Origin of the sequence: Pseudomonas sp. CCI3.1 (assembly GCF_034313985.1) — a bacterium.
GTDB lineage: Bacteria > Pseudomonadota > Gammaproteobacteria > Pseudomonadales > Pseudomonadaceae > Aquipseudomonas > Aquipseudomonas psychrophila.
In genome coordinates, this window is sequence record NZ_JAVIWO010000001.1 from 3,463,685 (window position 1) to 3,489,818 (window position 26,134).

Genomic DNA, 26,134 nt, shown 5'->3' on the forward strand with positions numbered 1-26,134 from the left:
AAGGGCGCGATTATAGCCTTAGACGTAACCTTGGGGCTTGGCTGATTCACCGCATTGCGTCGGATCGCGGAGCTGGTAACGCAGAAATTTCCGTTAGAATCGCCAGCTCTTCCAGAGTACGGAGCCCCCATGCCTGAATTACCTGAAGTCGAAACCACCCGACGTGGCATCGCCCCGCATCTTGAAGGGCAGCGGGTCAGCCGGGTGATTGTGCGCGAGCGCCGTCTGCGCTGGCCGATCCCCGAAGACCTTGATGTGCGCCTGTCCGGGCAGCGTATTGTATTGGTCGAGCGCCGGGCCAAGTACCTGCTGATTAACGCTGAGGTGGGGACGCTGATCAGCCATTTGGGCATGTCCGGCAACTTGCGACTGGTGGAAGCGGGCCTGCCCGCCGCCAAGCATGAGCATGTGGACATTGAGCTGGAGTCCGGTCTGGCCTTGCGCTACACCGACCCGCGCCGGTTTGGGGCAATGCTCTGGAGCCTGGACCCGCTGAACCATGAACTGCTGGTGCGCCTGGGGCCGGAGCCGCTGACGGACCTGTTTGATGGCGACCGACTGTTTCAGCTGTCGCGCAAGCGTTCGATGGCGGTCAAGCCGTTCATTATGGATAACGCGGTGGTGGTGGGCGTGGGCAATATTTACGCGACCGAAGCCTTGTTTGCTGCAGGGATCGATCCGCGCCGCGAGGCCAAGAGTATTTCCCGGGCGCGGTATTTGAAACTGGCGATTGAGATCAAACGGATTTTGGCCGCCGCCATCGAGCGCGGAGGCACTACCTTGCGTGACTTTATCGGCGGTGATGGCCAGCCCGGTTACTTTCAGCAGGAGCTATTTGTATACGGGCGTGGGTATGAACCGTGCAAGATTTGCGGCACTGAGCTGCGTGACGTCAAGTTGGGTCAGCGTGCCAGCGTGTTTTGCCCGCGTTGCCAGACGTAGCCGCCAGTCGTGCGCTGAACGCTTGTGGGAGCGGGCTTGCTCGCGATGCAACCACCTCGGTCGAACGGGTCGACCGCAGTGAATCTATCGCGAGCAAGCCCGCTCCCACACAAATCGCATAGACGATGAATCAGGCCTTCCCGGTAATTGCCCGGTACTTTTCCATCAGCTGTTCTTCGGTTTCCGGGTGGGCTTCATCCAGCGGGATGCAGTCAACCGGGCAGACTTGTTGGCATTGCGGTTCATCGTAGTGACCAACGCACTGGGTACACAGGTTGGGGTCGATCACATAGATCTCTTCGCCCTGGGAAATGGCAGCGTTCGGACACTCGGGTTCGCAGACGTCGCAGTTAATGCAATCGTCGGTGATGATCAGGGACATGGGTACTCCGGCCGGGGCGGTTGGCCCGGGCAACTGAAATCGAATGCGGCAATTGTGCCGCATTGGCGCCCGCAGTGCACGCGGGCGCCGCTTCAGTGGTTATTTCTTGCGAAAACGCTCGGTCAGGGCATCAGCTACCGCCGGGTGCACAAATTTGTTTATATCACCGCCCAATGCCGCGATTTCGCGCACCAATGTCGACGATATGAACGAATAACGCTCTGACGGCGTGAGGAACAGACTTTCGACATCGGGGGCCAGTTGGCGATTCATGTTCGCCAGCTGAAACTCATATTCGAAGTCCGACACGGCACGCAGGCCACGCAGAAAGACATTGGCATTCTGTTCTTTGGCGAAATGCGCGAGCAGCGTCGAGAAACCGACCACCTCTACATTGGGCAGGTGTTTGGTGACTTCACGAGCCAGCTCCACACGCTGTTCCAGAGGGAATAGCGGGTTTTTCTTGGTGCTGGCAGCGACAGCAATAATCACGTGATCGAACAGGCGCGAAGCGCGTTCGACCAGATCGCCATGGCCCTTGGTAATAGGGTCGAATGTACCTGGGTACAACACTCGGTTCATCGCGTCGTCCTGGCGGGAATCCGTTGGGGAGTCGGATGGTATCGCAGCATTACCGGTCGGCCAAGTCGCCATTCGAAGAAGAAAGCACTATAGACGCGACGAATTAACTGCTTTTTCATGAACTTTTGAGGCGTTCGGCCAATTGGGTCGCGAGTTTTGCCGTCAGTCCGTACACCGATAATTGTGGGTTGGCGCCAATGCTGGTGGGGAATAAAGAGCCGTCGTGGACCGATACATTGCGCAATTGATGATGGCGGCCGAGGCTGTCGGTGACGGCCATTTGCGAATTCTCCCCCATCGAACATCCGCCCATCACATGGGCACTGGCCAGGCGAGTTCGATACAACTCAAGGCTCAAACTGTCGATCTGGTCACGTGTTTCGCGAAGGCTGGTCATGTAGCGCGCATCGCTGTGCAATGGCATAACTGCGCTGGCGCCCGCCGCAAACTGGATTTCGGCCATGCTGTGAAAGGCGCGCTTGAGCCCCTCCCAGCCGTAAGGCGTGAGGGTGTAATCGAGTACCGGGCTGTCATCGCTGCGCAACTCGACACTGCCCCCGGGGCTGTCGGGATGAAAACCGTCGCGCATCAGTGCCAGCATCATGTGGGTATTGGGTAGTTTGGCCATTTGTTCAGCGCTGCTCTGATCAAAACCTGCAAACAAGGTGGAGGCCAGTGCCGGGTGCAGCGGCGGTACTTCCAGTTTGTAGCCCATAGGGCCTTTGGGGCCGTCTTTCCATTGAAAGTGATCCGAGTAAATTGACTGCGGCGCACCGTAGAAAGGATTGATTGCAGTAGGAAATTGCGCCGCGGAGAAGTTGACCAGATGCAGAAACGTCCGCTTGCCCAGACGTTTGTGCGGGTCGGGTGCATTGGAGCGCATCAGCAGGCCGGGCGTATTGATGCCACCGCCTGCCAGCACGTAATGCCGCGCCTTGATCGTTATTTTGTGACCATTGGGGGCCACGCATCGGCTGTCCATGGCCTGGCACTCCAGGCCGGTGACCTGGTCGCCACTGATCAACAGGCGCTGAGCACGGGCCAGGTACAGCAGTTCGCCGCCGTTTTCCAGGGTTGCGGGAATGGTGGTGACGAGCATCGATTGTTTGGCGTTGGTCGGGCAGCCCATGCCGCAATAGCCCAGGTTCCAGCAGCCCCGCACGTTGCGGGGGATCACATGCCAGCTGTAGCCGAGCTTTTCGCAGCCGTTGCGGATCACTTCGTTGTTGGCGTTGGGCGGGACTTGCCAGGGCGCAACACCCAGGCGCTGCTCCATGTGTTCGAACCAGGGAGCCATCTGCTCTTCGCTGTGGCCTGCGACTGCGTGCTCGCGGGCCCAGTGTTCCAGGGTGGGCGCCGGGGTGCGAAAGCTTGAGGTCCAGTTGACCAGCGTGGTGCCGCCCACGGCCCGGCCTTGCAGAATGCTGATGGCGCCGTCCTTACTCATGCGTCCTACACCTTCTTGATACAGGCTGGCGTAGGCCTCGTTCTCGAGCAATTTGAAATCGCTGCTGGTCTTGAGCGGTCCTTCTTCGATCAGTAAAACCTTGTAACCCGCTGCGCTGAGGATTTCAGCCGTGGTGCCGCCGCCTGCGCCACTGCCGACGATGGCGACGTCTGCCTCCAGTGTCAGGTCGCCTTCCAGTTGCGAGCCATCATGGGTTTTCCAGCCTCGGGCCAGGCCTTCGCGGAACGGATCGGTTACGGGCATCAGGGATTACTCGACATGAGTGCGGGATCTTGAGTGTTTTTTATATTTTTGGCGGGCCCGGATAGCCGCAGGCGGCCCATGATTGCGGGCACTCGTACCAACTCATCATGACCAACTGCACCAGCGAGCCATGACCCATTTTCAGCAAGCCCAGGCTGCTGTTTTGCCAGCGCTGGAGAAAGTGCCGGATCTGCTCGGGGCTGGCGTTTTCCCAGCGGCCCCAAACCCCGGTCAACGGGCCGCGTGTTACGGGCATGGCCAGTACGTCGAGCAGTTGTTGGGTGAGGCTGAGCAGTGCGGGAGACAAGTGGTTGAGGTTGTCGTCCAGAGTGTTCAGCGTGGCCTTCGCAGCGTCGGGCATTGAGGATGCAGGCACGCTGCCAGCGAGCATGACCGGGATCAGTGCGCGTAAAAAAGCCAGGTCACTGCTGCGCAACACCGCAAAGCCGCTGGCACTGCTGCTGGCCGAGCAGCCACTGAGGCTGGCGCTAAGCCCCGCAGTCGCCAGAAATGCACTGGCACACGCGCCTACTTTCAAGACCCCGCGGCGTGAAAGCAGGGCGTTCTCGACACTGAGTACAGGCATGGCCAAGGCTCCGCTAGCGGATGAACAGTTTTTGGATCAGACGCACCAATTGCCTGCCGTAAGGCGGATAGATCATCAGCGAGCTGTTCCAGCGCTGTTTGACCAATACCCCTTTGGCTTTGCTAAAGGTCAGAAAGCCTTCGTGACCGTGGTAATGGCCCATGCCCGAGTGCCCGACCCCTCCAAAAGGCAGGTCGTCGATGGCCACGTGCAGCAGTGTTTCATTGATGCTGACACCGCCCGAGTGGGTGTGCTGGATGACGCGCTGTTGCTCGGCCTTGTTGTAGCCGAAGTAATAAAGCGCCAAGGGGCGGGGTCTGGCGTTGATGTACGCCAATGCCTGATCCAGATGGGTGTAGGTCACGACGGGCAACAGCGGGCCAAAGATTTCGTCCTGCATGATCTGCATGTCGTCGCTCACTTGCAGCACCAACGTGTGGGGCATGCGCCGCCCCTGACCCTGTTCATACAACGGAACCAGACGCGCGCCCTTGAGGGTTGCATCGGCCTGCAACCGTTCAAGTCGTGCCAACTGGCGTTCGTTGATGATTGCGGTGTAGTCCGGGTTGTCGGTCAGGGTTGGATAAAAACTGTGGACCGCCTGGCGGTAGGCCTCGACAAAACCGTCGACCCGATCCTGGGGTACCAGCACGTAATCCGGGGCGATACAGGTTTGTCCCGCGTTCAGGGTCTTGCCCCAGGCGATGCGCTGGGCTGCGTCTTTAAGCGGTACATCGGCCGACACAATGGCGGGGGATTTGCCGCCCAGCTCCAAGGTGATGGGGGTCAGGTTTTCAGCGGCCGCGCGCATCACCTGCTTGCCCACATGGGTGGAACCGGTGAACAGCAAGTGATCAAACCCCAGGCTGGAGAACGCTACAGCCACATCGGCTTCGCCCAGCACCACCGTCACCATGTCTTCGGGAAAGATGCGCCCCAGCAAATCCTTGAGCAAACGCCCTGTGGCCGGGGTGAACTCGCTGAGCTTGAGCATGACCCGGTTGCCGGCGGCCAATGCCCCGACCAAAGGGCCAATTGCCAGGTACAGCGGGTAGTTCCACGGCACGATAATTCCGACCACGCCCAGTGGCTGGTACACCACCTTGGCGCTGGCGGGTACAAACATCATGCCGACGCTGCGCGCTGAAGGTTTCATCCAGCGTTTGAGGTGTTTTAGGGTGTAATCAATGCTGTGAAGGCAAGGCATCAGCTCGGCAAACAAGGTTTCGTCCGGACTGCGGTGGCTGAAATCCTGACTGATGGCGTCGATTAAGACTTCACGCTCGGCACTGAGCAGTTGGCGCAGACTTTTTAACCATTGCTGGCGTTGCGCAAGAGGTGCAAACGGATGGGCTGCGTAGGCCTGGCGCTGTTTGTCGAGCAGTGAATTGAGCTCATCCTGAAGGGATGAGACGTTGTGATCGTAGGCACTGTCGACAGACATGGTTGCTCCAGGCGTTTTTTCTATGGGTTTTTATCGTTGGAGAGCAGTGATGTTTTTAGAGCTTGTGCTCTAAGTTGTCAATCGCCGGGCCTGTCACCCGTGTTGTTTATCGATTCAAGGTTAGGCCGTAAGATGCCTTTCGTTTTTAATTTAAGCGCAAGCCCATGGCCATACGACTAAAAACCAGCCAGCGCATCGCCAATAGCAGCCTGGAGCTTTTTAACCAGCTGGGCGAACGCAGTGTCAGCACCAACCACATTGCGGCCCACATGGAAATTTCGCCGGGCAATCTGTATTACCACTTCCCCAACAAGCAGGCGATTATCTCGGTCTTGTTCAGCGAGTACGAAGCGTTGGTGTTGAGTTTTCTACACCCGCCAGAAGGGCGTTTGCCGACCGTTGCCGACAAGCGCCATTATTTGCAGCAACTGCTGGATGCCATGTGGCGCTATCGTTTTTTGTACCGCGACATTGAGCATTTACTGCACAGTGATTCGGAACTGGCCATCCGCTATCGACGCTTTTCACAGCACTGCCTGGCTCAGGCGCAGGCGATCTATGCCGGATTTGTCGAGGCCGAAATCTTGCGTATGACCTCCCAGCAAATCGAATCCTTGAGCCTTAACGCGTGGATTATTCTTACCTCGTGGGTCGGATTTTTATGCACCACCCGTGAGAACAGTGAGCAGCTCAGCGAGCAGGCGATCAAGCGTGGTGTGTATCAACTGCTGGTGCTGGAGGCGGGGTTTGTCACCGACCAGGCCCGTGAAGCAGTCGATGACCTGATCAAGGAATATTACGTTCCCCTGGAACATGCGCTGTACGCTCAATAACTGCATTTCACCCCCCTCAGGAGTTCACTATGCCCGTTGCGCAACTGATCAGCCCTCACGCCCTGAATGAACGTCAGGCGCAGCCCGGTCTGGTTATCCTGGACTGTCGCTTTGCCCTGGAAGACCCGGATTATGGCCGTTGCAGTTATGCCGAAGGGCACATAGCCGGCGCACAATTTGCTGATCTTGAGCGCGACCTGAGCGGTCCGGTGATCAAAGGCGTGACAGGTCGTCACCCGTTGCCCGACCCGCGCACCCTGGTGGAGCGACTGCGGGTCTGGGGCGTAAATGCCGACAGCGATGTGGTGCTGTATGACGATGGTCCCGGTGCCTTTGCTGCTCGGGCATGGTGGTTGCTGACCTGGCTGGGCAAGCGTGACGGCGTATTTATCCTGGATGGCGGCCTCAAAGCCTGGCATGGAGCGGGATTTCCCCTGAGCCTGGATGCGGCCCCGACGTTGCGCGGTACGTTCGAAGGTAAACCTGACAGCCATATGCTGCTCAGTGCTGAGCAATTGCAAAAGCGCCTTGGCAAACCGCAGATGACCTTGATCGACGCCCGTGCCCAGCCGCGCTTTCGTGGCGAGGTCGAACCCATCGACCCGGTGGCCGGGCACATTCCAGGCGCGCAATGTGCGGCGTTCAGTGAAAATCTGGATAGCACGGGGCGTTTTTTGCCTGCCGAGCAGCTCAAGCAGCGGTTCGCCGAAAAACTCGGGGATCGTTCGCCCGATGAGCTGGTGGCCTATTGCGGATCCGGCGTGACGGCGTGCCATAACCTCTTTGCATTGGGGTTGGCGGGCTATCCGTTGGGCAAGCTCTATGCAGGTTCGTGGAGTGAATGGATCAACGATCCAGCGCGTGGCATTGCTACTGGCGATTGATCAACCGAGGGCGGTTTAGTGTGTGGGAGCAGGCTGCAATCATCAGCGGTCCGAGTTCGCACTGGCTAAACGATACGCGCCTGGGCCTACGCCGTAGACCTTTTTGAATTGTCGACTCAGGTGGCTTTGGTCGGCAAACCCCAGTTGTGTCGCCACCTGCAATGGCAAGCAGCCCTGTTGTAACAGGGCTCGGGCATGGGCGATGCGCTGCTGCATCAGCCAGGTATGAGGCGGCATGCCAGTGGCCCGTTGAAATACCCGGGCAAAATGGAAGGGTGACAGGTTGACTGCCGCTGCCAGCTCTTCAAGTGACGGCGGCTCGGCCAGCCGGGCGTTTAGCAGTTCTTTGGCCCGACTCACGGCGCGATGCTCGACCCCGGGCTTGGCCGGCATCGGCAGGCGGGCATGGCGATTGAGCAGTGCGAGCATCATCTGGCGCCACGCGGTTTGCTGTTGCAGTGCGCTGACTGGCCCTTCGAGCAACTGATGCAACTGGAACAACCCGTGGAACAGGTCGCTGTCGTACAGAAGCGTGTCATTGAACGTCGGCAAGTGCGTGGCAGGCAGTTCCAGTTCCTCCATCAACTGGTGTATTTGTGCGTTGTCCGGGTAGAACGCCCGATAGCGCCAGCCAGCCTCGTGGCCTTTGTGGCCATTGTGAACTTCGTCCGGGTTGATCAGGACCAGCGTGCCAGTGGCTGCCAGGTGTTCGGCGCCCCGGTAGCGATAACGCTGAGCTCCCGCGACAATCATGCCTATCACAAAACCATCATGTACGTGGGGCACGAAACGGTGCTCGATGTAACGCGCCGTGAGCAGTTCGACTCCGGTCAGAGGCGGTGTTTGCCAGAAGCGGATCGACTCACCCTGCTCGGCGTCCACTACTCGGACTCAAGCCGCAGCGCGGCCAGCCATTGCGGGATCCGTCGTTCAAGGTAGTAGCCGGGTTTTCCTGGGGTGCCTTCCAAAAACCCGACATGCCCGCCCTTGGGGTGCAGTTCTAGTTGGGTGGTGGCCGACAGTTCGCTGGTCTCGGGGATGCTGTGCTTGAACACGAACGGATCGTCCGTGGACTGGATAATCAGCGTGGGGGTGTCGATGGCTGCGAGGAAGTAACGGCTGGAGGCGCGACGGTAGTAGTCATCGACGTTGAGATAACCGTTAAGCGGTGCCGTCACGCGGTCATCGAATTCCCAGAAAGTGCGCATTTTGCTCAGCGCTTTTACGGAGCCCAGCTTGGTCAGGCTGGCCAGGTCTTCGTGACGGGCGTCGAGCTGAAAGCGGTGCTTTTTGACTTTGACGTAGGCCAGCATCTCGCGCATGAAGTGAGCCTGATAGACCCTCGAAAACCCGAGGCCGATACGGTCGGCACACTGGTCAAGACGAAACGGTACCGACACGGCGACAGCGCCTTGTAGTCCACTTTCGGAGCCGCTTTCGCCCAGATACTTGAGCAGCACATTGCCACCCAGCGAATAGCCCACGGCGTACAGGGGCGCCTGCGGATGGGTGGCGCGTATATGCGCCACGGCCTCGGCCAGATCTTCGCTGGCGCCTGAGTGATAGCTGCGAGCCAGCAGATTAGGTTCGCCCGAGCACCCTCGCCAGTTCAGTGCAGCACTGGTCCAGCCACGGGCGGCAAGGGCGTTTTGCAGCCCAAGGACGTAGTGCGAACCCGATGAGCCGGTCAGACCATGCAGCACCAGAACCACAGGTGCCTGGGGGGAAGGCGTGCCGTGCCAGTCCAGATCGAGAAAGTCGCCATCCTTCAACCACAAGCGTTCACGCCGATGCTCAATGACAGGCTTGGTGCGCCATAACGGGCCCCATAACGTCTGGATGTGGGGATTGCCCAGACCCAACGCCGGGGTAAACGGCTTGGAGGGTGAATCATGGCTGGCTGAAAAAGGCACTGTGGTTCTCATCGGGTGACGGGTACGGCGGGTGTCTAAATTGCCATATCAGAGCCCTGCACCCAAGTGCTGAGTTATCTGATGGCTGGCATGCAACTGTGCGCCATCGAAGCTTCAAGCGCCATCACGTCCGGCAAAGGCAACTGCTCAGCGCGGGGCCCGACGGTCACGCTGACCCAGCCGTCGGCACTGAAGTGCCGGTTCATCGCCGCTTTTATCTGTTCGGCGGTCAGGGCCTGAATCTGTCGGGTTTTATAGCCGAAGGACAGGGGATGGTTAAAACGGCCGATCATGGACAGCTCGTTTCGCATCGCCAGATTACTGGCCGTGAGCTGCGGCAAACCCTGCAGGAGGGATTGTTTTATGTTGTCCAGATGCGATGCATCGGGACCGTCTTCCAGATAGTGAGCAAACAGGGTTTTGATGTGGTCCAGTGCGCTTTGACTGTAGTGCGAAGGGGTATTGAGGTTAATGGTCCAGGTGGCGGGTCCCTGTGCAGGCGGGATATCTGATAACACGCCATAGGTGACGCTGCGCTCCTCTCTTAAGTACTGATTGAGGATCTGCTCGAAAATAGTATGCCCGGCGAGCACAGCCACCCCGTCCGGGTGCTGAGCGGGTGGAGCTGCCTGAGCCAGCATGATCAGGGTCTGGGTAGCCTCAACTTCGATATGCAGCATTTTGCCAGTGCTACTCGGGCCGCTCGAAGACGGCTGATCAGGCAGTGCCGGTCCGGTGGGCAGGGCATTGGCCAGCGAGCGACTGAGGCGCTGCGCTTGTTGCGGGGTGAGGTCACCGACGATCACGATCTGAGCGTTGGCGGCCGTGTAGGCGCGGCGATAAAAAGCCTTCAGTTGTGCCTCATCGATGCGCTCAAGACTCTCGGCCGTACCGTACGTCGAGCGGGCACGGGGTTGCCCTGGGTAGAGCTCGTTGTTGATCAGCGTCAGTGCGCGAGAATGTGGGGTTTCCCGTTCCATTTTGAGCTGGATGAGCATTTCGTTTTTGACCCGGCGCTGACCTGCGACGGTAAAGCCCGGGTTAGCCAGCATCTCGGTGAACAGTTGCAGGGCCGGCTCGCGCAGGTGCGGTGCACTCAAGCTGCGTAGGGTGAAAAAGCTCTGTTCTTGGCTAATGCCGTTACTCAGTTCAGCACCGAGGCGGTCAAAGCCATCGGCCAGTGCATTGGCACTCTTGAGTGTCGATCCTTCGTTGAACAGGCTCAGCACCATCGCCGCCAGGCCAGGTAAATCACCTTCCTGATTGCTGCCTGCCGCAAAGTTGATGTGCACATCGATCATGGGCAGTGAGTGGTTTTCGACAAACAGTACCTTGGTGTTTTGCGCCAGCCGCCAGGCTTTGATCGTTGGCACGGGTGTAACGGAGGCGGGCGGACTCAGTTCAAGCAGCGATTGCAGTTGTGCGGGCTGTTCTTGCGCAAGGGCTTGCCCGGTGGCAGTGACAAGGCTAAGCAGCAGTCCGGCAGCGATGAGTAGGGGCTTATTCATGGCGAGCCTCCTCGGGCAACACATGACTGATGGTTAACCGGTCGCGGGTGAGGAACGTTTTCGCTGCTTGCTGGATGTCTTCGGGGGTTATTGCCTTCAACGTCTCCATTCGTTGCTCGACGTGTGCGGATGACAACCCTGCAATGTCCAGCTCACCCAGATAAACGGCCTGGTTTTGCAGGTCATCGCGACTGAAAACATGCCGTGCAATGATCCGCGTCCTCGCTCGCTCAAGGGTGTCGTTGGAAGGCGGCGTATTTTTCAACGTGTCGATCACGGCCCAAATCTGCTCCTGAACTTCGTTCAGCGGTTTCATTTTTTCAGGATTGAGGGCTGCGACGAGGGTGAACAGGGCATCACCGCGTCTAATGCCGCTGTAATGCGAACCGACGGCGATCAACAGTTCCTCGTCGTGTCGTAGCCTGCTTTTGAGCAGTGAGCTATCGCCGCCGCCGAGCAGTTCACTGAGCAGTTGCAGTGCCGGGGCCGTGCGGGGGTCGGTTTGCGTGCTCAGGCTAGGCACGTTGAATGTCATGCTCAGGTTCGGGATTTGATGAGCGATGTACTGGGTAATGCGACGCTCGCCGGGGGTGGCCAGTTCGAGCGGGAGTTTGGCTACAGGTAATTCTCGTCGGGCAATAGGGCCGAAGTAGCGGGTGGCCATGGCCTTGACCTGATTGACGTCGACATCACCGACGATGATCAACGTGGCGTTGTTGGGTGCGTACCAGCTGCGATACCACTGCTTGAGTTCGTCGACCTGCATGCGCTCGAGGTCGTGCATCCACCCGATTATCGGGCTGCCGGAACCACTGGAAGGAAATGCCAAGCGCAATGGCAACTCAAGCGCCCGTTGCTGCGGATCATTGTCGACGCTTTCGCTGCGCTCGTTTTTGATGATTTCGCGTTCCCCCTCCCACTGCGCGGCGGACAGATGTGCAGTGCTCATTTGGTCTGCCATGATTTCAAGCGCGACAGCCAGCGCGTGGGGCGCCAAGGTTTGATAGAAGACGGTGGCATCATGTTGAGTGACCGCATTATCGGTGGCACCCAGGCTTTGAAATATCTGGTCTGACTGCGCCGGGCAGAGTTTGCTGCTGCCTTTGAAGACCATGTGTTCAAGGGCGTGGGATAGCCCGGATTGGCCCGCGGGCTCATAGCTTGAGCCCACTCGATACCAGAGCTGAGAGTGAACCACAGCGCTGCGGTGGTCTTCGTGCACGATGACCTTGAGGCCGTTATCCAGTGTGAATCGATGGGTCGAGGGTTCGCTGCTGGCCAAAGCCATTAGCGGTTGCAGCATGAGACCGAGTGCTACCCCGGCAAGGGAGTGTTTCATGGGGGGTGTCCTGACGATTGATCGTCAGAGCAGCCTGGGCTTGTAAGGGCAGGAGAGGGCGTTACATAGGTATGGGGTGTTTGAAGGCGCGCTTAATGCGTCGCCCGGACGGTGTAGCTGCTACCGTAAACTGCGATAGTGCCAAAGGTGTTTTGCTCCTCAAAAAGAGCGATCCCTTGGGGCTCGATCGCAGCCTGCGGTAGCGGCTACAGGTTATTGTGCGGGTGCAGCCTCACGCTGCCACAGGGCGTAGTTCACGCCCCCGGCTTTTTGCTCGCGGTGCAGGCGCCAGTTGGCAGGCAGGCTCAGTTCCGATGGGCGTACTTCGCTTTCGGTGTAAACCCAGGCCTCATCAGCCAGCCAGCCGCGTTGCTCCAACAGGTCGCAGGCAGGCTTGAGCAGGTCCTTGTTGAACGGCGGGTCGAGGAACACCACGTCGAACGTGTCAGTTGCAGTCGCGTCCAGATAACGCAGGGCGTCGGTTTGCTGCACTTCGCCGACGGTGCAACGCAGGATGCCCATGTTCTCGCGAATGTTGGAAATCGCATCGCGGTTGCTGTCCAGTGCCACGCCTTTGGCTGCGCCGCGGGACATGGCTTCAAGGAACAACGCGCCGCTGCCGGCGAATACGTCGAGTACCTTGGCGCCGCCGATGTGCGGGGCCAACCAGTTGAACAGGGTTTCACGCACGCGATCCGGTGTCGGGCGCAGGCCCTCTACATGAGGAAAGTCGAGCTTGCGGCTGCGCCATTCCCCGCCAATGATGCGTAACTGACCCGCACCTGAGTGCGATGTGTTTTTTGGCTTTGCCATTAATGCTCCGGAACCCCAAGAGGTTGCTCTGAAGGTTTATCGGTAGGAGGTGGCAGTGGTTTTTGCGGCACGGTTGGGCCGGCGGTCACTACGACCATTTTGTCGGCGCTCAGGTGCTTGTTCATGGCGGCCTTGACCTGATCGGTGGTCAGGTCCTGGGATTTCTGCATGAAGGTTTCAAGATAGTCCAAAGGCAAATCATAGAAGCCCATTGCGCCAAGTTGGCCGACGATGGCTGAGTTGCTGGCAGTGGACAGCGGGAAGCTGCCAGCCAGTTCACGCTTGGCATCGTCGAGTTCTTTTTGCGTCGGACCATTTTTCAGGTAGTCGGCCAAAATGTCTTGCACCAATTTGAGCGTACCTTCGCTCAATTCGGCACGGGTTTGCAGGTTGATCATGAACGGGCCACGAGCTTGCATCGGGCTGAAACCGGAATACACGCCGTAGGTCAGGCCGCGTTTTTCACGTACTTCAGTCATCAGGCGCGTGCCGAAACCGCCACCACCCAGGATGCTGTTGCCCAAAGCCAGTGCGGCATAGTCGGGGTCGTCACGGTCAATGCCCAGCTGAGATACGAGCAAGTGGGTCTGCTTGGACGGGAACTCGATATGGGTTGCACCAGGTTTTGGCTCGCTTGGTTGAACTGTTTTTGCAACGGAAGGGCCTTTAGGCAGCGCGGCCGAAACCTGGGCTGCGATGGCTTCGGCTTCAGCGCGAGACAGGTCGCCAACGATCGCGATAACTGCGTTGCCAGCGGTGTAGGCTTTGTTGTGGAAGGCCTTGAGCTGGTCGATTGTAATCGATGTGATGCTCTGGGCGTTGCCATCACTGGCGTGTGCATACGGGTGATCGCCGTACAGGCGCTTGAACAGCTCATCGCTGGCCAGTTTGCCGGGATTTTGCTTCTGGAATTCAAAACTGGCGAGCAACTGGTTTTTGATCCGCGCCAGGGAGTCAGCCGGGAATGTAGGCTTGCCCACCACCTCGGCGAACAAATTGAGCGCTGGAGTGCGCTTGTCCACATCGCTCAGGCTGCGCAGGGAGGCAACGGCCATGTCGCGATAAGCGCCATTGCCGAAGTCGGCCCCCAGGCCTTCAAAACCTTGAGCGATGGCGCCGACATCTTTGCCGGCCACGCCTTCGTTGAGCATGGCGTTGGTTAGCAGGGCCAGGCCGGGGGTGTTGTCGTCCTGGCTGCTGCCGGCGGCGAACGTCAGGCGCAGGTCGAACATCGGCAGTTCCCGGGCTTCGACGAACAGCACTTTGGAGCCTTCGGCGGTTTTCCAGGTTTGCACGTTCAGTGCTCGGTGGCTGGGCGCCTTGCCGTCGAGTTCGGCCAATGACTGGAGCTTTTGCTCCGTCTTGGCCTTGTCCAGCGCCTGGCTGGCAACCGATTGATCGGGATTGGCGAAAAAGTAGCCGAGTGCGCCGACCAGTACGGCGGCGCTCAGACCGAGCAGTGCGTAGCGGGGACCTTTACGCTCACTCATGGGTTTTCTCCTCGGGCAGTACATGCGCAACGCTGAGGCGCTCGCGAGTGAAATAGGTGCGGGCCGCCTGCTGGATATCAGCCGGAGTGACCTTTTGCAGATCAGCCAACTCCGAGTCCATCAGCTTCCAGGACAAGCCGACGGTTTCAAGTTGGCCAATCGAGGTGGCCTGACTGGTGATCGAGTCGCGCTCGTAGACCAGGCCGGCAATCACCTGGGCACGCACGCGCTCAAGCTCTTCAGTAGTCGGCGGGGTCTTTTTCAGGTCGTCCAGCAAGCGCCACAAGCCCGCCTCGGCCTGGGCCATGGTGACTTTTTTCTGGCTGTTGGGCATTGCCGAAAGCATGAACAGGCTGTCGCCACGGGTGAAGGCGTTGTAGCTGGACGATGCGCCGGAGACCAGTTCTTCACCGCGCTCCAGTTGAGTCGGCATGCGTGCGCTGTAGCCACCGTCCAGCAGCGCTGAAATCAGGCGCAGCGCGTTGGCGGTGATCGGGTCTTTGGCTGTCGCAATGCTTGGTACGTTAAAACCCAGCATCAAGCTTGGCAGTTGGGTCTGTACGTGGATCTTGAGCAGGCGCTCCCCGGGGGTTGGCAGCTCCAGCGGGATCTTGGCCACAGGGATCTCGCGTTTTGGAACAGGGCCGAAGTAGCGCTGGGCCAGGGCTTTGACTTCATCCGGAGTCACGTCGCCGACCACCACCAAGGTGGCGTTGTTGGGCGCATACCACTCTTCATACCATGCACGCAGCTCGCCAACGCTCATACGCTCAAGGTCCACCATCCAGCCGATGGTCGGTGTGTGGTAACCGCTGGACGGGAAGGCCATGGCGCTGAACAGCTCATAGGCTTTGCTCATGGGCTGGTCGTCGGTGCGCAGGCGGCGCTCTTCCTTGATGACCTCGATCTCGCGCTTGAACTCTTCAGGCGGCAGGCGAAGGCTGGCCATACGATCGGCCTCAAGTTCAAAGGCCACGCCCAGGCGGTCACGGGCCAGTACCTGGTAATACGCGGTGTAGTCGTCACTGGTGAAGGCGTTTTCCTGGGCGCCTAGGTCGCGCAGGATCAACGAGGCTTCACCGGGGCCGACCTTATTACTGCCCTTGAACATCATGTGCTCAAGGGCATGGGACAGACCGGTCTTGCCGGGTGTCTCGTAACTGGAACCCACTTTGTACCAAACCTGGGAAACCACGACGGGCGCACGATGGTCTTCGCGCACGATGACTTTAAGGCCATTGTCCAGGCGGAATTCGTGGGTAGGTTGCGGTTCGGCCGCCAGGGCCGAAAGCGGAAGTAAAACTGTGCTGAGCAACAGGCCAGCAGCGCGGCGGGCTAGATTCATTCGTTTTTTAACCTGTTGGGCTACCTGCTCGGCCTTAGCGTCTGCAGGTGAGGAGGTGCTAGGATACTGATCCGTTTTACTGGCGGCCACGCCTATCAGGCCATTGACGATCAGACTAAGGTTGATCGGGCAGTATAGGAGCCCGCTTGGAAGTGTGGATGGATCCCGGTAAATTTCGCTTTTTTGCCGAGTTTCCGTTCCAGACCCGAGTTAATACGAAGTGTGTGAGGTGTGCTTTACCCTCTAAACAAAGTTGCGTGCGAACAAGCTGACGAAATTACAGTCTGTTTCACACCGAATATTATTTGCCGGGGCGCCACAGTGGCGCGTCGCTACGATGAGATAGCCGTCCTCCATGTTTGGTTCCAACGACGACAAGAAGAACCCAGCTGCGGCTGGCGAGAAAAAAGGCCTGTTCGGATGGCTGCGCAGAAAGCCGCAGGAACCCGTCGTGGAACAGCCCGCGCCTGCTCCTGAAATAACCCCTGAGCCGTTGATTGAGGCCGCTCCTGTGGTCGTCGAGGCAACGCCTGAAGTGGTTGTGGTGGCTGCAACTCCAGCGGTTGAACCGGCCCCTGCGCCGACGCCATGGCCGCCGCTGCCTGTTCCTGAAGAGCCGGTTGCACTGGTTGCAGACGTGCAGGCACCGCATGTCGTGCCGCCGATCCCGGAGCCTGAAGTCGTTGTTCCCGAGCCGGTGATTGCCCCTGAACCTGTGGTCGAAGAGCCCGAGGTGGTTGAACCCATCGTTGAGCCAGAGCCAGAACCGCAACCAGAGCCTGAGCCAAAACCAGAGCCAGTTGTTGAGCCGGTCATCGTGTCCGCTCCGGCGGTTGCTGTTTCTGCTCCGGTGACAACGCCGCAGCCTGTCATTGAAGCACCTGTTCCAGCGATAGCTGTTGCAGCTGAGCCAAAAACCGGCTTCTTCGCCCGCCTTAAACAAGGTTTGTCCAAGACCAGCGCCAGCATTGGCGAAGGCATGGCCAGCCTGTTTCTGGGTAAAAAAGCCATTGATGACGACTTGCTCGAAGAGATCGAAACCCGATTGCTGACCGCCGATGTGGGCGTTGAAGCAACGTCGGTGATTATCAAAAATCTGACGCAGAAGGTTGCCCGCAAGCAACTGACCGATGCCGACGCACTGTACAAGTCGTTGCAGGACGAGCTGGCGGCCATGCTCAAACCGGTTGAGCAACCGCTGAAAATCGAATCGCAAAACAAGCCTTTTGTGATTCTGGTAGTGGGCGTCAACGGCGCGGGTAAAACCACCACCATCGGCAAGCTGGCCAAAAAGCTTCAGCTTGAAGGCAAGAAAGTCATGCTGGCTGCTGGCGATACCTTTCGCGCCGCCGCCGTCGAGCAGTTGCAGGTGTGGGGCGAGCGCAACAGTATTCCGGTGATTGCCCAGCACACTGGTGCTGATTCGGCCTCGGTGATTTTTGACGCCGTGCAGGCAGCCAAGGCCCGAGGCATCGACGTATTGATCGCTGACACCGCCGGTCGCCTGCACACCAAAGACAACCTGATGGAAGAACTCAAGAAAGTTCGCCGGGTTATCGGCAAGCTCGACGCAGACGCCCCGCACGAAGTGCTGTTGGTGCTCGATGCCGGTACAGGGCAGAACGCTATCAGCCAGACCAAGCAGTTTGATCAGACCGTTGCGCTCACAGGCCTGGCGCTGACCAAGCTGGATGGCACGGCCAAGGGCGGGGTGATTTTCGCCTTGGCCAAGCAATTCAACATTCCGATTCGTTTTATCGGTGTGGGTGAAGGCATTGATGATTTACGTGATTTTGAGTCCGAACCCTTTGTCCAGGCTCTATTTGCGGAGCGGGAGCGTCCATGATTCGTTTCGAGCAGGTCGGTAAGCGCTATCCAAATGGACACGTGGGCCTGCACGAGCTGAGCTTTCGGGTCCGTCGAGGGGAATTCCTCTTTGTGACCGGCCACTCCGGCGCAGGTAAAAGCACGCTGCTGCGCCTGCTGCTGGCGATGGAACGTCCGACCACGGGCAAGTTGCTGCTGGCCGGGCAGGACCTGGGGCAGATCAGCAACGCGCAGATTCCTTTCTTGCGTCGCCAGATCGGCGTGGTGTTCCAGAACCATCAGCTGTTGTTTGATCGTACGGTGTTCAATAACGTCGCCTTGCCGTTGCAGATCCTCGGGTTGTCCAAGCCTGAAATCGCCAAGCGGGTCGACTCAGCGCTGGAGCGTGTTGCGCTGTCGGACAAGACCGACCTGTACCCGGGTGATTTGTCCACCGGCCAGCAACAACGCGTCGGCATTGCCCGCGCCATCGTTCATCGTCCGGCTTTGCTGCTGGCCGATGAGCCCACGGGTAACCTCGATCCGCGTCTGGCGGCGGAAATCATGGGTGTATTTGAAGACATCAACCGTTTGGGCACCAGCGTACTGATCGCCAGCCATGACCTGGCACTGATCGCACGTATGCGCCACCGCATGCTGACGTTGCAGCGCGGGCGATTGATTGGCGACGGGGAGGCCGCCGTATGAGTGCGACACGCAGCTCCAAAGTGTCAGAGCGCGTAGCGCCCAAGGCTGCCGACCCGCAGCCGCCGAAGAAAAAACACGATGATGACGATGGTCCGACCTTCGCCATGTTGTTTCACGCCTGGGTTGAGGCCCATCGCGCAAGTTTGCTCGATAGCCTCAAGCGTCTGGGCAAGCAGCCCATTGGCAGCTTTTTTACCTGTCTGGTGATGGCAGTTGCCCTGAGCTTGCCCATGGGCCTGTCGTTGTTGCTTAACAACGTCGAGCGTCTGGGGGGGTCGTGGCAGCGTGCGGCGCAAATCTCTCTGTACCTGCAGATGGATGCCAGCAGCGAACAGGGTGAAAAACTCAGCGATCAGATAAAAGGTATGGCTGGGGTGGCTGACGCAGAATTTATCAGTCGCGAAAAGGCCCTTGAAGAGTTCCAGCAGCAGTCAGGGCTGGGCGAAGCGCTTAAAGAACTGCCCGATAATCCGTTGCCGGGCGTGGTGCTGGTGACCCCGGCAGAGGTCGATAAGGCCACTCTTGAAGCCCTTCGCGAACGTCTTGCGCAGCTGCCGAAGGTGCAACAGGCGCAACTTGATCTAGTCTGGGTCGAGCGGTTGGCGGCCATCCTGAAATTGGGTGATCGTTTTGTGTTTGGCTTGACGGTATTGCTGGTGTCGGCTTTGCTGCTGGTTATCGGTAATACGATTCGTTTGCATATTGAGAACCGTCGCATCGAAATCGAGGTGATCAAGCTGGTCGGTGGTACTGACAGCTATGTGCGCAGGCCATTTCTTTACATGGGTGCGCTGTACGGTTTCGGTGCGGGAGTGCTGTCCTGGGGCGTTTTGGCATTCGGTTTGAACTGGCTTAACGACGCGGTGGTGGGATTGGCCGGCTTGTACGGCAGCAATTTTGCTTTGGCGGGTGTGCCGGTAGCCGATGGTCTGTCTCTATTGCTTGGCGCGGTGTTGTTAGGGTATATCGGTGCATGGATTGCAGTAGCGCGTCACTTACGTGAGCTTTCGCCCAAGTAGTGTCTTTACACCTGTTGACCTTTTCAGCTTTTTTTGGGAACTTTTTTCTAGGTTTCCGGTCAACTTTCGCAGTGCTGAACTGCACGAGTTATGTGAGACGGAGGTTTTTTCGTATGACCACTTCTTTGCAACCTGCGTATGCGTTGGTCCCTGGTGCGAACCTTGAGGCCTATGTAAACACGGTGAACAGCATTCCACTGCTGACACCGGAGCAGGAGCGTGAACTGGCCGAGAGTCTCTACTATGAGCAGGATTTGGGGGCGGCTCGGCAGATGGTGCTCGCCCACCTGCGTTTTGTTGTACACATTGCCCGTAGTTATTCGGGCTATGGCCTGGCTCAGGCTGACCTGATCCAGGAAGGTAACGTCGGCCTGATGAAGGCGGTCAAACGCTTTAACCCTGAAATGGGCGTGCGTCTGGTGTCGTTCGCCGTGCACTGGATCAAGGCAGAGATCCACGAGTTCATTTTGCGTAACTGGCGGATCGTGAAAGTCGCGACCACCAAGGCTCAGCGCAAACTGTTCTTCAACCTGCGCAGCCAGAAAAAACGTTTGGCCTGGCTGAACAACGACGAAGTTCATCGTGTGGCTGAAAGCCTCGGCGTAGAACCTCGTGAAGTGCGGGAGATGGAAAGCCGCCTGACCGGTCATGACATGGCCTTCGACCCGGCAGCTGAAGCTGACGACGACAGTGCATTCCAGTCGCCAGCCAACTACCTGGAAGACCACCGGTACGACCCGGCGCGCCAACTGGAAGATGCTGACTGGACTGATAACTCCACCAGCAACCTGCATGAAGCGCTGGAAGTGCTGGATGACCGCAGTCGTGACATTCTGTATCAGCGCTGGCTGGCTGAAGAGAAAGCCACGCTGCACGACCTGGCACAGAAGTACAACGTGTCAGCCGAGCGGATCCGTCAGCTTGAAAAAAGCGCGATGAACAAGCTCAAACTGTCGATTGCCGCTTAACCCGGCTCGACAAAAAAACGCCCCGGTTCGCAAGAGCCGGGGCGTTTTTGTGTGTGTTGCAGTTGCGTTCATTCTACGGCACAGCCCGCTCCCACAAACTCATGTGCAGCTTCAGTCAGCCCACGGCGCCTTGCGCGAGTTGTTCAGGGTGTCGAGGTAGCTGTCCCCGCCTAACTGTCGCATTTGCTGGCGAATCCAGCCTGCACGGCGGCTCACGTAGGTGCTGGGGTGGCTGGCGCTCCAGTTCAGCGGGCTGGGCAGCACTGCCGCCAGGTAGCTGGCCTGCTGGGCTGAAAGGTTCTTGGCACTCACGCCAAAGTGATGGCGGGCTGCCGCTTCTGCGCCGAACACGCCTTCATCCCACTCTGCACTGTTGAGGTACACCTCAAGAATCCGCTGCTTGGGCCAGAGTATTTCAATCAGCCCGGTAAACCAGGCTTCCAGCCCCTTGCGTAGCCAGCTGCGACCCGACCATAAAAACAGGTTCTTCGACACTTGCTGGCTCAGTGTGCTGGCGCCGCGCAATGTGCCGCCTTGCTCGTTGTGGACCAGGGCTGCCCGGATTGCACCGAAGTCGAAACCCCAGTGCTCGGGGAATTTTTGGTCCTCGCCCGCCATGACCGCAACTTTGAGGTCATTGGAGATTTCATCCCAGGGACGCCAGCTGCGCTGCAGGTCGATGGGCTCTGCATCGAACCACGACTCGACCTTGCGCTCCACCATCAGTGCAGTGCCGGGGGGTGGCACCCAGCGAAACACCAGCACCAGTAATGCGCTGCCCACTGCGAACCAGAGCAGGGCTTTAAGAAAGCGATGAACAAGAAAACGCAGCATAGATGGCTTGGCCGAACCCGTTGAGCGGGCCATTATACAGACCCTGCGCCATTCGATGATCCTGACTGGAGTGACCCCATGCTGCGCACGTTTTTGATGCTTGCCGCTTTCTTCGGCTTTACCGGTGTTGCGCTGGGCGCGTTTGCCGCCCACGGCCTGAAAGGTCGCTTGACAGAGCAGTATCTGGCTATTTTTCATACAGGCGTGACCTATCAACTGGTCCACACCCTGGCCCTTTTCGGCGTAGCACTGCTTGCCACCCACCTTCCCGGACGCCTGGTGACCTGGGCCGGTCTCTGTTTTGCCCTCGGGATCGTGCTGTTCTCCGGCAGCCTGTACCTGTTGACCATGACCGGCATCAGCAAGCTGGGGATCATTACGCCCTTCGGTGGACTGGCATTTTTGGCCGGTTGGCTGTGTTTGGGGCTGGCCGCCTGGCGCCTGAGCTGAGCCCACAAGATGAATGGCTTGGGTCGGCCTGACTGATCGGGCTAGAATGCTGGCCCCTTAAAATGAAGGCAGCGTCGCGCATGCTCATTCAGTTGAACGGTGAATCCTTTGAACTACCGGACGGTCAGACCGTTGCGGACCTGCTGGCACTTCAGGAGCTGACCGGCCGTCGCGTTGCTGTCGAGCTTAATCTGGACATTGTCCCGCGCAGCCAGCACGCCGAGACGGTACTCAAAGCAGGCGATCAGGTTGAAGTGGTGCACGCCATCGGTGGCGGCTAGTTTTCTCCCCCGCCCTTCACGCTCGCTCCACAGTGCACACAATTAAAGAGGATTCCCGATGAGCAACGTTCGTAGCGACAAGCCTTTTACCCTGGCAGGCCGTACTTATCAGTCGCGTCTGCTGGTGGGCACGGGCAAGTACCGTGACCTTGAAGAAACCCGCCTGGCCATCGAAGCCTCGGGTGCAGAGATCGTTACCGTTGCTGTGCGCCGTACCAACATCGGTCAGAACCCGGGCGAGCCGAACCTGCTCGACGTGCTGCCGCCGGACCGCTACACCATCCTGCCTAACACCGCCGGTTGCTATGACGCGGTAGAAGCTGTGCGCACCTGTCGCCTGGCCCGTGAGCTGCTCGACGGCCACAAGCTGGTCAAGCTCGAAGTGCTGGCTGATCAGAAGACCCTGTTCCCCAACGTCATCGAAACCCTCAAGGCCGCCGAGATTCTGGTCAAGGATGGTTTTGACGTCATGGTGTACACCAGTGATGACCCAATCATTGCCCGCGAGCTTGAAGCCATGGGCTGTATTGCCGTGATGCCGCTGGCTGGCCTGATCGGTACAGGTCTGGGGATCTGCAACCCCTACAACCTGCGCATCATTCTTGAGGAAGCAAAAATTCCGGTGCTGGTCGATGCGGGTGTGGGTACTGCCTCCGACGCGACCATTGCCATGGAAATGGGTTGTGAGGCGGTGCTGATGAACTCGGCCATCGCCAACGCCCAGCACCCTATCATCATGGCCGAAGCCATGAAGCACGCCATTGTGGCGGGCCGTCTGGCGTATCTGGCCGGGCGCATGCCGAAAAAACTCTATGCCAGCGCCTCTTCGCCGCTGGATGGTCTGATCAAGTAAGAGCCACTGATGACTGAATCACTAGACACCCCAATCCCGGAAGAAGGCGAAGATCGCCAACACCGTCGCATCAAGAGTTTTGTGATGCGCGCCGGGCGCATGACCGAAGGCCAGCAACGCGGCCTCGATCAAGGCACGCCGCTTTATGTACTGCCGCTGGCTGACGCGCCGGTCGATTTTGATCAGGTTTTCGGTCGCTCCGCGCCGCGTACTCTCGAAATCGGCTTTGGCATGGGTCACTCCCTGCTGGAAATGGCTGCTGCCTCGCCTGAGCAGGACTTCATCGGGGTAGAGGTTCACCGCCCGGGTGTCGGCGCGCTGCTTAATGGCGTACTGACGCAAGGCCTGACCAACCTGCGGGTTTACGATTGCGATGCAATCGAAGTGCTGACCCGTTGCGTGGCTGACAACAGCCTTGACCGTCTGCTGCTGTTCTTCCCGGACCCTTGGCACAAGAGCCGTCACCACAAGCGCCGGATCGTGCAGGCGTCCTTCGCTGAACTGGTGCGCTCCAAGCTCAAGGTCGGTGGCGTGCTGCACATGGCTACCGATTGGGAACCGTATGCGGAATATATGCTGGAAGTGATGAACGTCGCGCCGGGCTACCGCAACCTGGCCGAGGACGGTCTGTGTGTGCCGCGTCCAGCAGAGCGGCCGGTGACCAAGTTCGAACGCCGCGGCGAACGTCTGGGTCATGGCGTGTGGGACTTGAAGTTCGAAAAGCTGGCGTAGTCGCTGCCGAAGGCTGCGAAGGGTTGCGTAGCAACCCGTTTCTTTGAAGATCCACGAGGTAAGTGCGACGGCTTCGCCGCCGATCGCAGCCTCGTGCCTCGGCAGCGACTACAGTCAGGTACGTCTACCCCCGCCGATCCGCCACAACCCCGATCAACACCAGCACTACCAACAACACCGGCGCCAGACTGTAGTTATTAAATTGACTCAGACCGCGCTCGACCCACGGTGTAGCGTAGATCAAGGCAGCGCCGCTGCCGATCAGGCAAAGCAAGGCCATCAGCGGTACGCGCAAGGCGCCCGCGATACTGCCCAGACGCTGTTCGACCCAGCCCTTGAAGTCGGCGCCAAACAGCACCAGCACGCAGCCGATCAGGGCCAGAGCGATTTCTGAAAGGTGACTGCGGCTCCAGCGCGACACGGTGGCAAGCAGGTCAAGTACCAAGTCCATTCGAGTTCCTTAAGTCAAAAAGTGCTGCAGCAAGTCGTTGAGAAACAGCTGGCCTCGGGCGGTAGCCGCCAGTCGTGACGGTTCGACCTGCAATAAGCCACTTTGTTCTGCTTCTTTGCGTCCAATGTTCAGGCTGTCGAGGGGTAGTCCGGTGCGCTGAGGGTAGAGCGCCGAGTCAACGCCATCAGTCAGACGCAAGGCGTTCATTAGAAACTCGAAGGGTAGCTCTTCGGCTGTAAGGGTTTTCTCGCCTGCTTGAAAGTTTTTAGCTGGATTCAGGTAATCCTTCGGTAGACGGGTTTTCCAGGTACGCACGATACGGCCATCGGGATGGCTCAACTTGCCGTGGGCGCCGGCGCCGATGCCGATAAAGTCGCCGAAGCTCCAGTAGTTGAGGTTGTGCCGCGCCGGCCGACCGGGCTGGGCATAAGCCGAAACTTCGTACTGGGCGTAGCCGTGTTCGGCGAGCAGCGCCTGACCGGCTTCCTGGATATCCCACAAAGTGTCGTCTTCAGGCAGGACCGGAGGCTGGTTCCAGAACACCGTGTTGGGCTCCAGTGTCAGCTGATACCACGACAGGTGCGTCGGCTTGAGTGCGATAGCCTGGCGCAGATCGCTCAGGGCGTCCTCCAGCGACTGATCGGGCAAACCGTGCATCAAGTCCAGGTTGAAGTTATCAAAGCCCGCCTGGCGCGCCATCCCGGCTGCACGCACGGCCTCGTCACCGTTGTGGATGCGGCCCAGTGCCTGCAGTTTTTCCTGCTGGAAGCTCTGGATGCCAATCGACAGGCGATTGATCCCCAACTGGCGGTACGCCACGAACTTGTCCTGCTCGAATGTACCGGGGTTGGCTTCCAGGGTGATTTCAATGTCGCTGGCAAACGGGATGCGCGCTTCAACGCCTTTGAGCAGGCGCTCTAGCGATTGCGCGCTGAACAGGCTCGGTGTGCCGCCGCCAAAGAAAATCGAGCTCAGCTCTCGGCCATAAACGGCCTGCAAGTCCTGATCGAGATCGGCCAGCAGCGCGTCGACGTATTCGTCTTCGGGCAGCACGGGGCTGGCGGTGTGGGAGTTGAAGTCGCAATACGGGCATTTGCGCACGCACCACGGAATATGGATATACAGCGACAGGGGTGGCAATTGGCTCAGCGGTGCGCGTGGCGCCTGCTGGGTAAAGCCAGCCGCGCCCAGGTAGAGCGGCTGCGGAGGTGTGTCGTGGGTCATTTCAGGCCCAAACGCTGACGCAGAAGAACCATGGCCCGGGCACGATGGCTCAGCTGGTTTTTCTCGCTCGGGCTGAGTTCGGCGCTGGAGCAGTTGCGCTCCGGTACCCAGAACAGCGGGTCATAGCCAAAACCGTGTTCGCCGCTGGCGGCAGGCAGGATGCGCCCGTGCCACAAGCCTTCGCAGATAATCGGTAGCGGATCATCGGCATGACGCACCAGCGCCAGCACGCAGACAAACTGCGCGCCGCGCTCGGCTTCAGGCACGTCCTTGAGGGCTTCAAGCAGCTTGGCGTTATTCGCCGCGTCACCTTTGCCATCGGCATAACGCGCCGAGTAGATGCCCGGTGCACCGCCCAGAAAGTCCACCGCCAGCCCCGAATCGTCGGCCAGTGCCGGCAAACCCGAGATGCGCGCCGCATTGCGGGCTTTGAGAATCGCGTTTTCAACAAACGACAAACCGGTTTCATCCGGTTCGACGTTGCTGAACTCTCCAATCGAGCGCAACTGCACCGACTCGCCGAGCATGGCCTGAAGTTCTTTGAGTTTGCCGGCGTTGTGGCTAGCCAGTACCAGTTGCGTGAGGTTCATCATTCGATTGGAGCGACCATTTGAGAAAATTGGATGGTTTCAGAGGTTGCGCCGCCCGCCTTCACATCCACCTTGAAGGAGAAGGTTTGCGGGCCGGCCACCGGGAATTGGGCCAGATAGTTGATTTCGCCGTTCTTGCCCACCTGCCGGAACGTCAGCGGTGTCGGTTTACCATCGCCACTCTGGACCGTGCCCTGAACGTTGGCTGCAATGTTTTTGCCGCCCTTGTTCAGGGTTATGTTCAGTACCGCATTGGTTTTGCTGCGGGTGACTTGAACTTCATTGGCAATTTGCGGCGTCAGGAAAGTTGACGGGAACGCGTTGTAGTACACCGTTGTGTCGCCAAACGTCTGCTGACGCTGGGCAGATGCGCCATCACTGGCCAAAGCCTGCATGCCAAAACACATTGAAAGCAGTAGTAATCCAATACGACCCATTTTCACTCT

At 58.8% G+C, this 26,134-nt stretch carries 28 protein-coding genes; 11 read left to right on the forward strand and 17 right to left on the reverse strand.

Features of this window, described 5'->3' with window-relative positions:
• The first annotated feature begins 129 nt into the window (after window positions 1-129).
• Complete coding sequence (gene mutM / locus RGV06_RS15815; protein ID WP_046810369.1) at window positions 130-942, forward strand: bifunctional DNA-formamidopyrimidine glycosylase/DNA-(apurinic or apyrimidinic site) lyase; 813 nt, start codon at window positions 130-132, stop codon at window positions 940-942.
• Between the two features lie 130 nt (window positions 943-1,072).
• On the opposite strand, the gene RGV06_RS15820 is transcribed toward mutM, so the two are convergent.
• The 5 genes from RGV06_RS15820 to RGV06_RS15840 all read right to left on the reverse strand — a co-directional run bounded on the left by RGV06_RS15820 (window position 1,073) and on the right by RGV06_RS15840 (window position 5,647).
• A complete protein-coding gene (locus tag RGV06_RS15820; RefSeq protein ID WP_016782613.1) occupies window positions 1,073-1,324 on the reverse strand; it encodes a YfhL family 4Fe-4S dicluster ferredoxin in 252 nt (83 codons plus the stop codon).
• 99 nt (window positions 1,325-1,423) lie between these two features.
• Complete coding sequence (coaD, locus tag RGV06_RS15825; protein ID WP_004419754.1) at window positions 1,424-1,906, reverse strand: pantetheine-phosphate adenylyltransferase; 483 nt, start codon at window positions 1,904-1,906, stop codon at window positions 1,424-1,426.
• Between the two features lie 115 nt (window positions 1,907-2,021).
• Entirely contained in the window at window positions 2,022-3,617 is a 1,596-nt protein-coding gene (locus RGV06_RS15830) for a GMC family oxidoreductase (protein WP_322150459.1), read from the reverse strand.
• Between the two features lie 40 nt (window positions 3,618-3,657).
• Window positions 3,658-4,203 carry a hypothetical protein gene (locus RGV06_RS15835; protein ID WP_019828073.1) on the reverse strand — a complete coding sequence of 182 codons (546 nt, stop codon included), beginning with the start codon at window positions 4,201-4,203 and terminating at the stop codon, window positions 3,658-3,660.
• A gap of 13 nt (window positions 4,204-4,216) precedes the next feature.
• Window positions 4,217-5,647 carry a coniferyl aldehyde dehydrogenase gene (locus tag RGV06_RS15840; RefSeq protein ID WP_322150461.1) on the reverse strand — a complete coding sequence of 477 codons (1,431 nt, stop codon included), beginning with the start codon at window positions 5,645-5,647 and terminating at the stop codon, window positions 4,217-4,219.
• A gap of 164 nt (window positions 5,648-5,811) precedes the next feature.
• On the opposite strand from RGV06_RS15840, the gene RGV06_RS15845 reads away from it, so the two are divergent.
• Both RGV06_RS15845 and RGV06_RS15850 read left to right on the forward strand, forming a co-directional pair.
• A complete protein-coding gene (locus RGV06_RS15845; protein WP_019828071.1) occupies window positions 5,812-6,480 on the forward strand; it encodes a TetR/AcrR family transcriptional regulator in 669 nt (222 codons plus the stop codon).
• Window positions 6,481-6,509: 29 nt separating this feature from the next.
• Window positions 6,510-7,364 carry a sulfurtransferase gene (locus RGV06_RS15850; protein WP_046810373.1) on the forward strand — a complete coding sequence of 285 codons (855 nt, stop codon included), beginning with the start codon at window positions 6,510-6,512 and terminating at the stop codon, window positions 7,362-7,364.
• Between the two features lie 42 nt (window positions 7,365-7,406).
• On the opposite strand, the gene RGV06_RS15855 is transcribed toward RGV06_RS15850, so the two are convergent.
• The 7 genes from RGV06_RS15855 to RGV06_RS15885 all read right to left on the reverse strand — a co-directional run bounded on the left by RGV06_RS15855 (window position 7,407) and on the right by RGV06_RS15885 (window position 15,772).
• On the reverse strand, window positions 7,407-8,246 hold the full coding sequence (locus tag RGV06_RS15855) for an AraC family transcriptional regulator (RefSeq protein WP_019828069.1): 840 nt from the start codon (window positions 8,244-8,246) through the stop codon (window positions 7,407-7,409).
• A complete protein-coding gene (locus RGV06_RS15860) occupies window positions 8,246-9,277 on the reverse strand; it encodes a hydrolase (RefSeq protein ID WP_231984142.1) in 1,032 nt (343 codons plus the stop codon). The genes RGV06_RS15855 and RGV06_RS15860 overlap by 1 nt, the downstream gene beginning before the upstream one ends.
• 74 nt (window positions 9,278-9,351) lie before the next feature.
• Window positions 9,352-10,785: a M16 family metallopeptidase gene (locus tag RGV06_RS15865; protein ID WP_322150464.1), complete on the reverse strand. Its 1,434-nt coding sequence runs from the start codon at window positions 10,783-10,785 to the stop codon at window positions 9,352-9,354.
• Window positions 10,778-12,124, reverse strand: a complete 1,347-nt coding sequence (locus RGV06_RS15870; protein ID WP_322150465.1) for a M16 family metallopeptidase — start codon at window positions 12,122-12,124, stop codon at window positions 10,778-10,780. The genes RGV06_RS15865 and RGV06_RS15870 overlap by 8 nt, the downstream gene beginning before the upstream one ends.
• 213 nt (window positions 12,125-12,337) lie before the next feature.
• Window positions 12,338-12,937 carry a 16S rRNA (guanine(966)-N(2))-methyltransferase RsmD gene (gene rsmD / locus RGV06_RS15875; RefSeq protein ID WP_019828064.1) on the reverse strand — a complete coding sequence of 200 codons (600 nt, stop codon included), beginning with the start codon at window positions 12,935-12,937 and terminating at the stop codon, window positions 12,338-12,340.
• The gene (locus RGV06_RS15880; RefSeq protein WP_019828063.1) at window positions 12,937-14,427 is read right to left on the reverse strand and encodes a M16 family metallopeptidase; all 1,491 of its coding nucleotides are present in this window, start codon (window positions 14,425-14,427) and stop codon (window positions 12,937-12,939) included. The genes rsmD and RGV06_RS15880 overlap by 1 nt, the downstream gene beginning before the upstream one ends.
• Window positions 14,420-15,772, reverse strand: a complete 1,353-nt coding sequence (locus RGV06_RS15885) for a M16 family metallopeptidase (RefSeq protein ID WP_019828062.1) — start codon at window positions 15,770-15,772, stop codon at window positions 14,420-14,422. Before RGV06_RS15885 ends, RGV06_RS15880 begins: the two co-directional genes overlap by 8 nt.
• A 355-nt stretch (window positions 15,773-16,127) precedes the next feature.
• Between RGV06_RS15885 and ftsY the strand changes: the two genes are divergently transcribed.
• From ftsY to rpoH, 4 genes are all read left to right on the forward strand, one after another.
• A complete protein-coding gene (gene ftsY, locus RGV06_RS15890) occupies window positions 16,128-17,618 on the forward strand; it encodes a signal recognition particle-docking protein FtsY (protein ID WP_322150468.1) in 1,491 nt (496 codons plus the stop codon).
• A complete protein-coding gene (gene ftsE / locus RGV06_RS15895; protein ID WP_019828060.1) occupies window positions 17,615-18,286 on the forward strand; it encodes a cell division ATP-binding protein FtsE in 672 nt (223 codons plus the stop codon). The genes ftsY and ftsE overlap by 4 nt, the downstream gene beginning before the upstream one ends.
• Window positions 18,283-19,305: a permease-like cell division protein FtsX gene (ftsX, locus tag RGV06_RS15900; protein ID WP_019828059.1), complete on the forward strand. Its 1,023-nt coding sequence runs from the start codon at window positions 18,283-18,285 to the stop codon at window positions 19,303-19,305. The genes ftsE and ftsX overlap by 4 nt, the downstream gene beginning before the upstream one ends.
• Before the next feature lie 113 nt (window positions 19,306-19,418).
• Window positions 19,419-20,273, forward strand: a complete 855-nt coding sequence (rpoH, locus tag RGV06_RS15905; protein WP_004419731.1) for an RNA polymerase sigma factor RpoH — start codon at window positions 19,419-19,421, stop codon at window positions 20,271-20,273.
• 111 nt (window positions 20,274-20,384) lie between these two features.
• On the opposite strand, the gene mtgA is transcribed toward rpoH, so the two are convergent.
• A complete protein-coding gene (gene mtgA / locus RGV06_RS15910) occupies window positions 20,385-21,140 on the reverse strand; it encodes a monofunctional biosynthetic peptidoglycan transglycosylase (RefSeq protein WP_048352493.1) in 756 nt (251 codons plus the stop codon).
• Window positions 21,141-21,185: 45 nt separating this feature from the next.
• Here mtgA and RGV06_RS15915 point away from each other — a divergent pair, with 45 nt between their 5' ends.
• The 4 genes from RGV06_RS15915 (at window position 21,186) to trmB (ending at window position 23,423) form a co-directional block, all read left to right on the forward strand.
• The gene (locus tag RGV06_RS15915; protein ID WP_019828056.1) at window positions 21,186-21,557 is read left to right on the forward strand and encodes a DUF423 domain-containing protein; all 372 of its coding nucleotides are present in this window, start codon (window positions 21,186-21,188) and stop codon (window positions 21,555-21,557) included.
• A gap of 80 nt (window positions 21,558-21,637) precedes the next feature.
• Window positions 21,638-21,838, forward strand: coding sequence for a sulfur carrier protein ThiS (gene thiS / locus RGV06_RS15920; protein ID WP_019828055.1), 201 nt, complete (start codon window positions 21,638-21,640; stop codon window positions 21,836-21,838).
• A gap of 58 nt (window positions 21,839-21,896) precedes the next feature.
• Complete coding sequence (locus RGV06_RS15925; RefSeq protein WP_019828053.1) at window positions 21,897-22,691, forward strand: thiazole synthase; 795 nt, start codon at window positions 21,897-21,899, stop codon at window positions 22,689-22,691.
• A gap of 9 nt (window positions 22,692-22,700) precedes the next feature.
• Window positions 22,701-23,423 carry a tRNA (guanosine(46)-N7)-methyltransferase TrmB gene (gene trmB / locus RGV06_RS15930; protein ID WP_019828051.1) on the forward strand — a complete coding sequence of 241 codons (723 nt, stop codon included), beginning with the start codon at window positions 22,701-22,703 and terminating at the stop codon, window positions 23,421-23,423.
• A gap of 124 nt (window positions 23,424-23,547) precedes the next feature.
• On the opposite strand, the gene RGV06_RS15935 is transcribed toward trmB, so the two are convergent.
• From RGV06_RS15935 to RGV06_RS15950, 4 genes are read right to left on the reverse strand one after another with little or no spacing between them, the layout of a single operon-like run.
• On the reverse strand, window positions 23,548-23,874 hold the full coding sequence (locus RGV06_RS15935) for a DUF3392 domain-containing protein (protein WP_046810379.1): 327 nt from the start codon (window positions 23,872-23,874) through the stop codon (window positions 23,548-23,550).
• 9 nt (window positions 23,875-23,883) lie between these two features.
• Window positions 23,884-25,098: a radical SAM family heme chaperone HemW gene (gene hemW / locus RGV06_RS15940; protein ID WP_322150473.1), complete on the reverse strand. Its 1,215-nt coding sequence runs from the start codon at window positions 25,096-25,098 to the stop codon at window positions 23,884-23,886.
• Window positions 25,095-25,691 carry an RdgB/HAM1 family non-canonical purine NTP pyrophosphatase gene (gene rdgB / locus RGV06_RS15945; protein WP_198821577.1) on the reverse strand — a complete coding sequence of 199 codons (597 nt, stop codon included), beginning with the start codon at window positions 25,689-25,691 and terminating at the stop codon, window positions 25,095-25,097. The genes hemW and rdgB overlap by 4 nt, the downstream gene beginning before the upstream one ends.
• Window positions 25,688-26,125, reverse strand: coding sequence for a DUF4426 domain-containing protein (locus tag RGV06_RS15950; protein WP_019828046.1), 438 nt, complete (start codon window positions 26,123-26,125; stop codon window positions 25,688-25,690). Before RGV06_RS15950 ends, rdgB begins: the two co-directional genes overlap by 4 nt.
• Window positions 26,126-26,134: the final 9 nt, after the last annotated feature.

What these genes read in the sequence shown, in the direction of transcription:
- mutM (WP_046810369.1), top strand. Translation starts at nt 130, where the DNA reads ATGCCTGAATTACCTGAAGTCGAAACCACCCGACGTGGCATCGCCCCG.
- RGV06_RS15820 (WP_016782613.1), bottom strand. Translation starts at nt 1,324, where the DNA reads ATGTCCCTGATCATCACCGACGATTGCATTAACTGCGACGTCTGCGAA.
- coaD (WP_004419754.1), bottom strand. Translation starts at nt 1,906, where the DNA reads ATGAACCGAGTGTTGTACCCAGGTACATTCGACCCTATTACCAAGGGC.
- RGV06_RS15830 (WP_322150459.1), bottom strand. Translation starts at nt 3,617, where the DNA reads ATGCCCGTAACCGATCCGTTCCGCGAAGGCCTGGCCCGAGGCTGGAAA.
- RGV06_RS15835 (WP_019828073.1), bottom strand. Translation starts at nt 4,203, where the DNA reads ATGCCTGTACTCAGTGTCGAGAACGCCCTGCTTTCACGCCGCGGGGTC.
- RGV06_RS15840 (WP_322150461.1), bottom strand. Translation starts at nt 5,647, where the DNA reads ATGTCTGTCGACAGTGCCTACGATCACAACGTCTCATCCCTTCAGGAT.
- RGV06_RS15845 (WP_019828071.1), top strand. Translation starts at nt 5,812, where the DNA reads ATGGCCATACGACTAAAAACCAGCCAGCGCATCGCCAATAGCAGCCTG.
- RGV06_RS15850 (WP_046810373.1), top strand. Translation starts at nt 6,510, where the DNA reads ATGCCCGTTGCGCAACTGATCAGCCCTCACGCCCTGAATGAACGTCAG.
- RGV06_RS15865 (WP_322150464.1), bottom strand. Translation starts at nt 10,785, where the DNA reads ATGAATAAGCCCCTACTCATCGCTGCCGGACTGCTGCTTAGCCTTGTC.
- RGV06_RS15870 (WP_322150465.1), bottom strand. Translation starts at nt 12,124, where the DNA reads ATGAAACACTCCCTTGCCGGGGTAGCACTCGGTCTCATGCTGCAACCG.
- rsmD (WP_019828064.1), bottom strand. Translation starts at nt 12,937, where the DNA reads ATGGCAAAGCCAAAAAACACATCGCACTCAGGTGCGGGTCAGTTACGC.
- RGV06_RS15880 (WP_019828063.1), bottom strand. Translation starts at nt 14,427, where the DNA reads ATGAGTGAGCGTAAAGGTCCCCGCTACGCACTGCTCGGTCTGAGCGCC.
- RGV06_RS15885 (WP_019828062.1), bottom strand. Translation starts at nt 15,772, where the DNA reads ATGAATCTAGCCCGCCGCGCTGCTGGCCTGTTGCTCAGCACAGTTTTA.
- ftsY (WP_322150468.1), top strand. Translation starts at nt 16,128, where the DNA reads ATGTTTGGTTCCAACGACGACAAGAAGAACCCAGCTGCGGCTGGCGAG.
- ftsE (WP_019828060.1), top strand. Translation starts at nt 17,615, where the DNA reads ATGATTCGTTTCGAGCAGGTCGGTAAGCGCTATCCAAATGGACACGTG.
- ftsX (WP_019828059.1), top strand. Translation starts at nt 18,283, where the DNA reads ATGAGTGCGACACGCAGCTCCAAAGTGTCAGAGCGCGTAGCGCCCAAG.
- rpoH (WP_004419731.1), top strand. Translation starts at nt 19,419, where the DNA reads ATGACCACTTCTTTGCAACCTGCGTATGCGTTGGTCCCTGGTGCGAAC.
- mtgA (WP_048352493.1), bottom strand. Translation starts at nt 21,140, where the DNA reads ATGGCCCGCTCAACGGGTTCGGCCAAGCCATCTATGCTGCGTTTTCTT.
- RGV06_RS15915 (WP_019828056.1), top strand. Translation starts at nt 21,186, where the DNA reads ATGCTGCGCACGTTTTTGATGCTTGCCGCTTTCTTCGGCTTTACCGGT.
- thiS (WP_019828055.1), top strand. Translation starts at nt 21,638, where the DNA reads ATGCTCATTCAGTTGAACGGTGAATCCTTTGAACTACCGGACGGTCAG.
- RGV06_RS15925 (WP_019828053.1), top strand. Translation starts at nt 21,897, where the DNA reads ATGAGCAACGTTCGTAGCGACAAGCCTTTTACCCTGGCAGGCCGTACT.
- trmB (WP_019828051.1), top strand. Translation starts at nt 22,701, where the DNA reads ATGACTGAATCACTAGACACCCCAATCCCGGAAGAAGGCGAAGATCGC.
- RGV06_RS15935 (WP_046810379.1), bottom strand. Translation starts at nt 23,874, where the DNA reads ATGGACTTGGTACTTGACCTGCTTGCCACCGTGTCGCGCTGGAGCCGC.
- hemW (WP_322150473.1), bottom strand. Translation starts at nt 25,098, where the DNA reads ATGACCCACGACACACCTCCGCAGCCGCTCTACCTGGGCGCGGCTGGC.
- rdgB (WP_198821577.1), bottom strand. Translation starts at nt 25,691, where the DNA reads ATGATGAACCTCACGCAACTGGTACTGGCTAGCCACAACGCCGGCAAA.
- RGV06_RS15950 (WP_019828046.1), bottom strand. Translation starts at nt 26,125, where the DNA reads ATGGGTCGTATTGGATTACTACTGCTTTCAATGTGTTTTGGCATGCAG.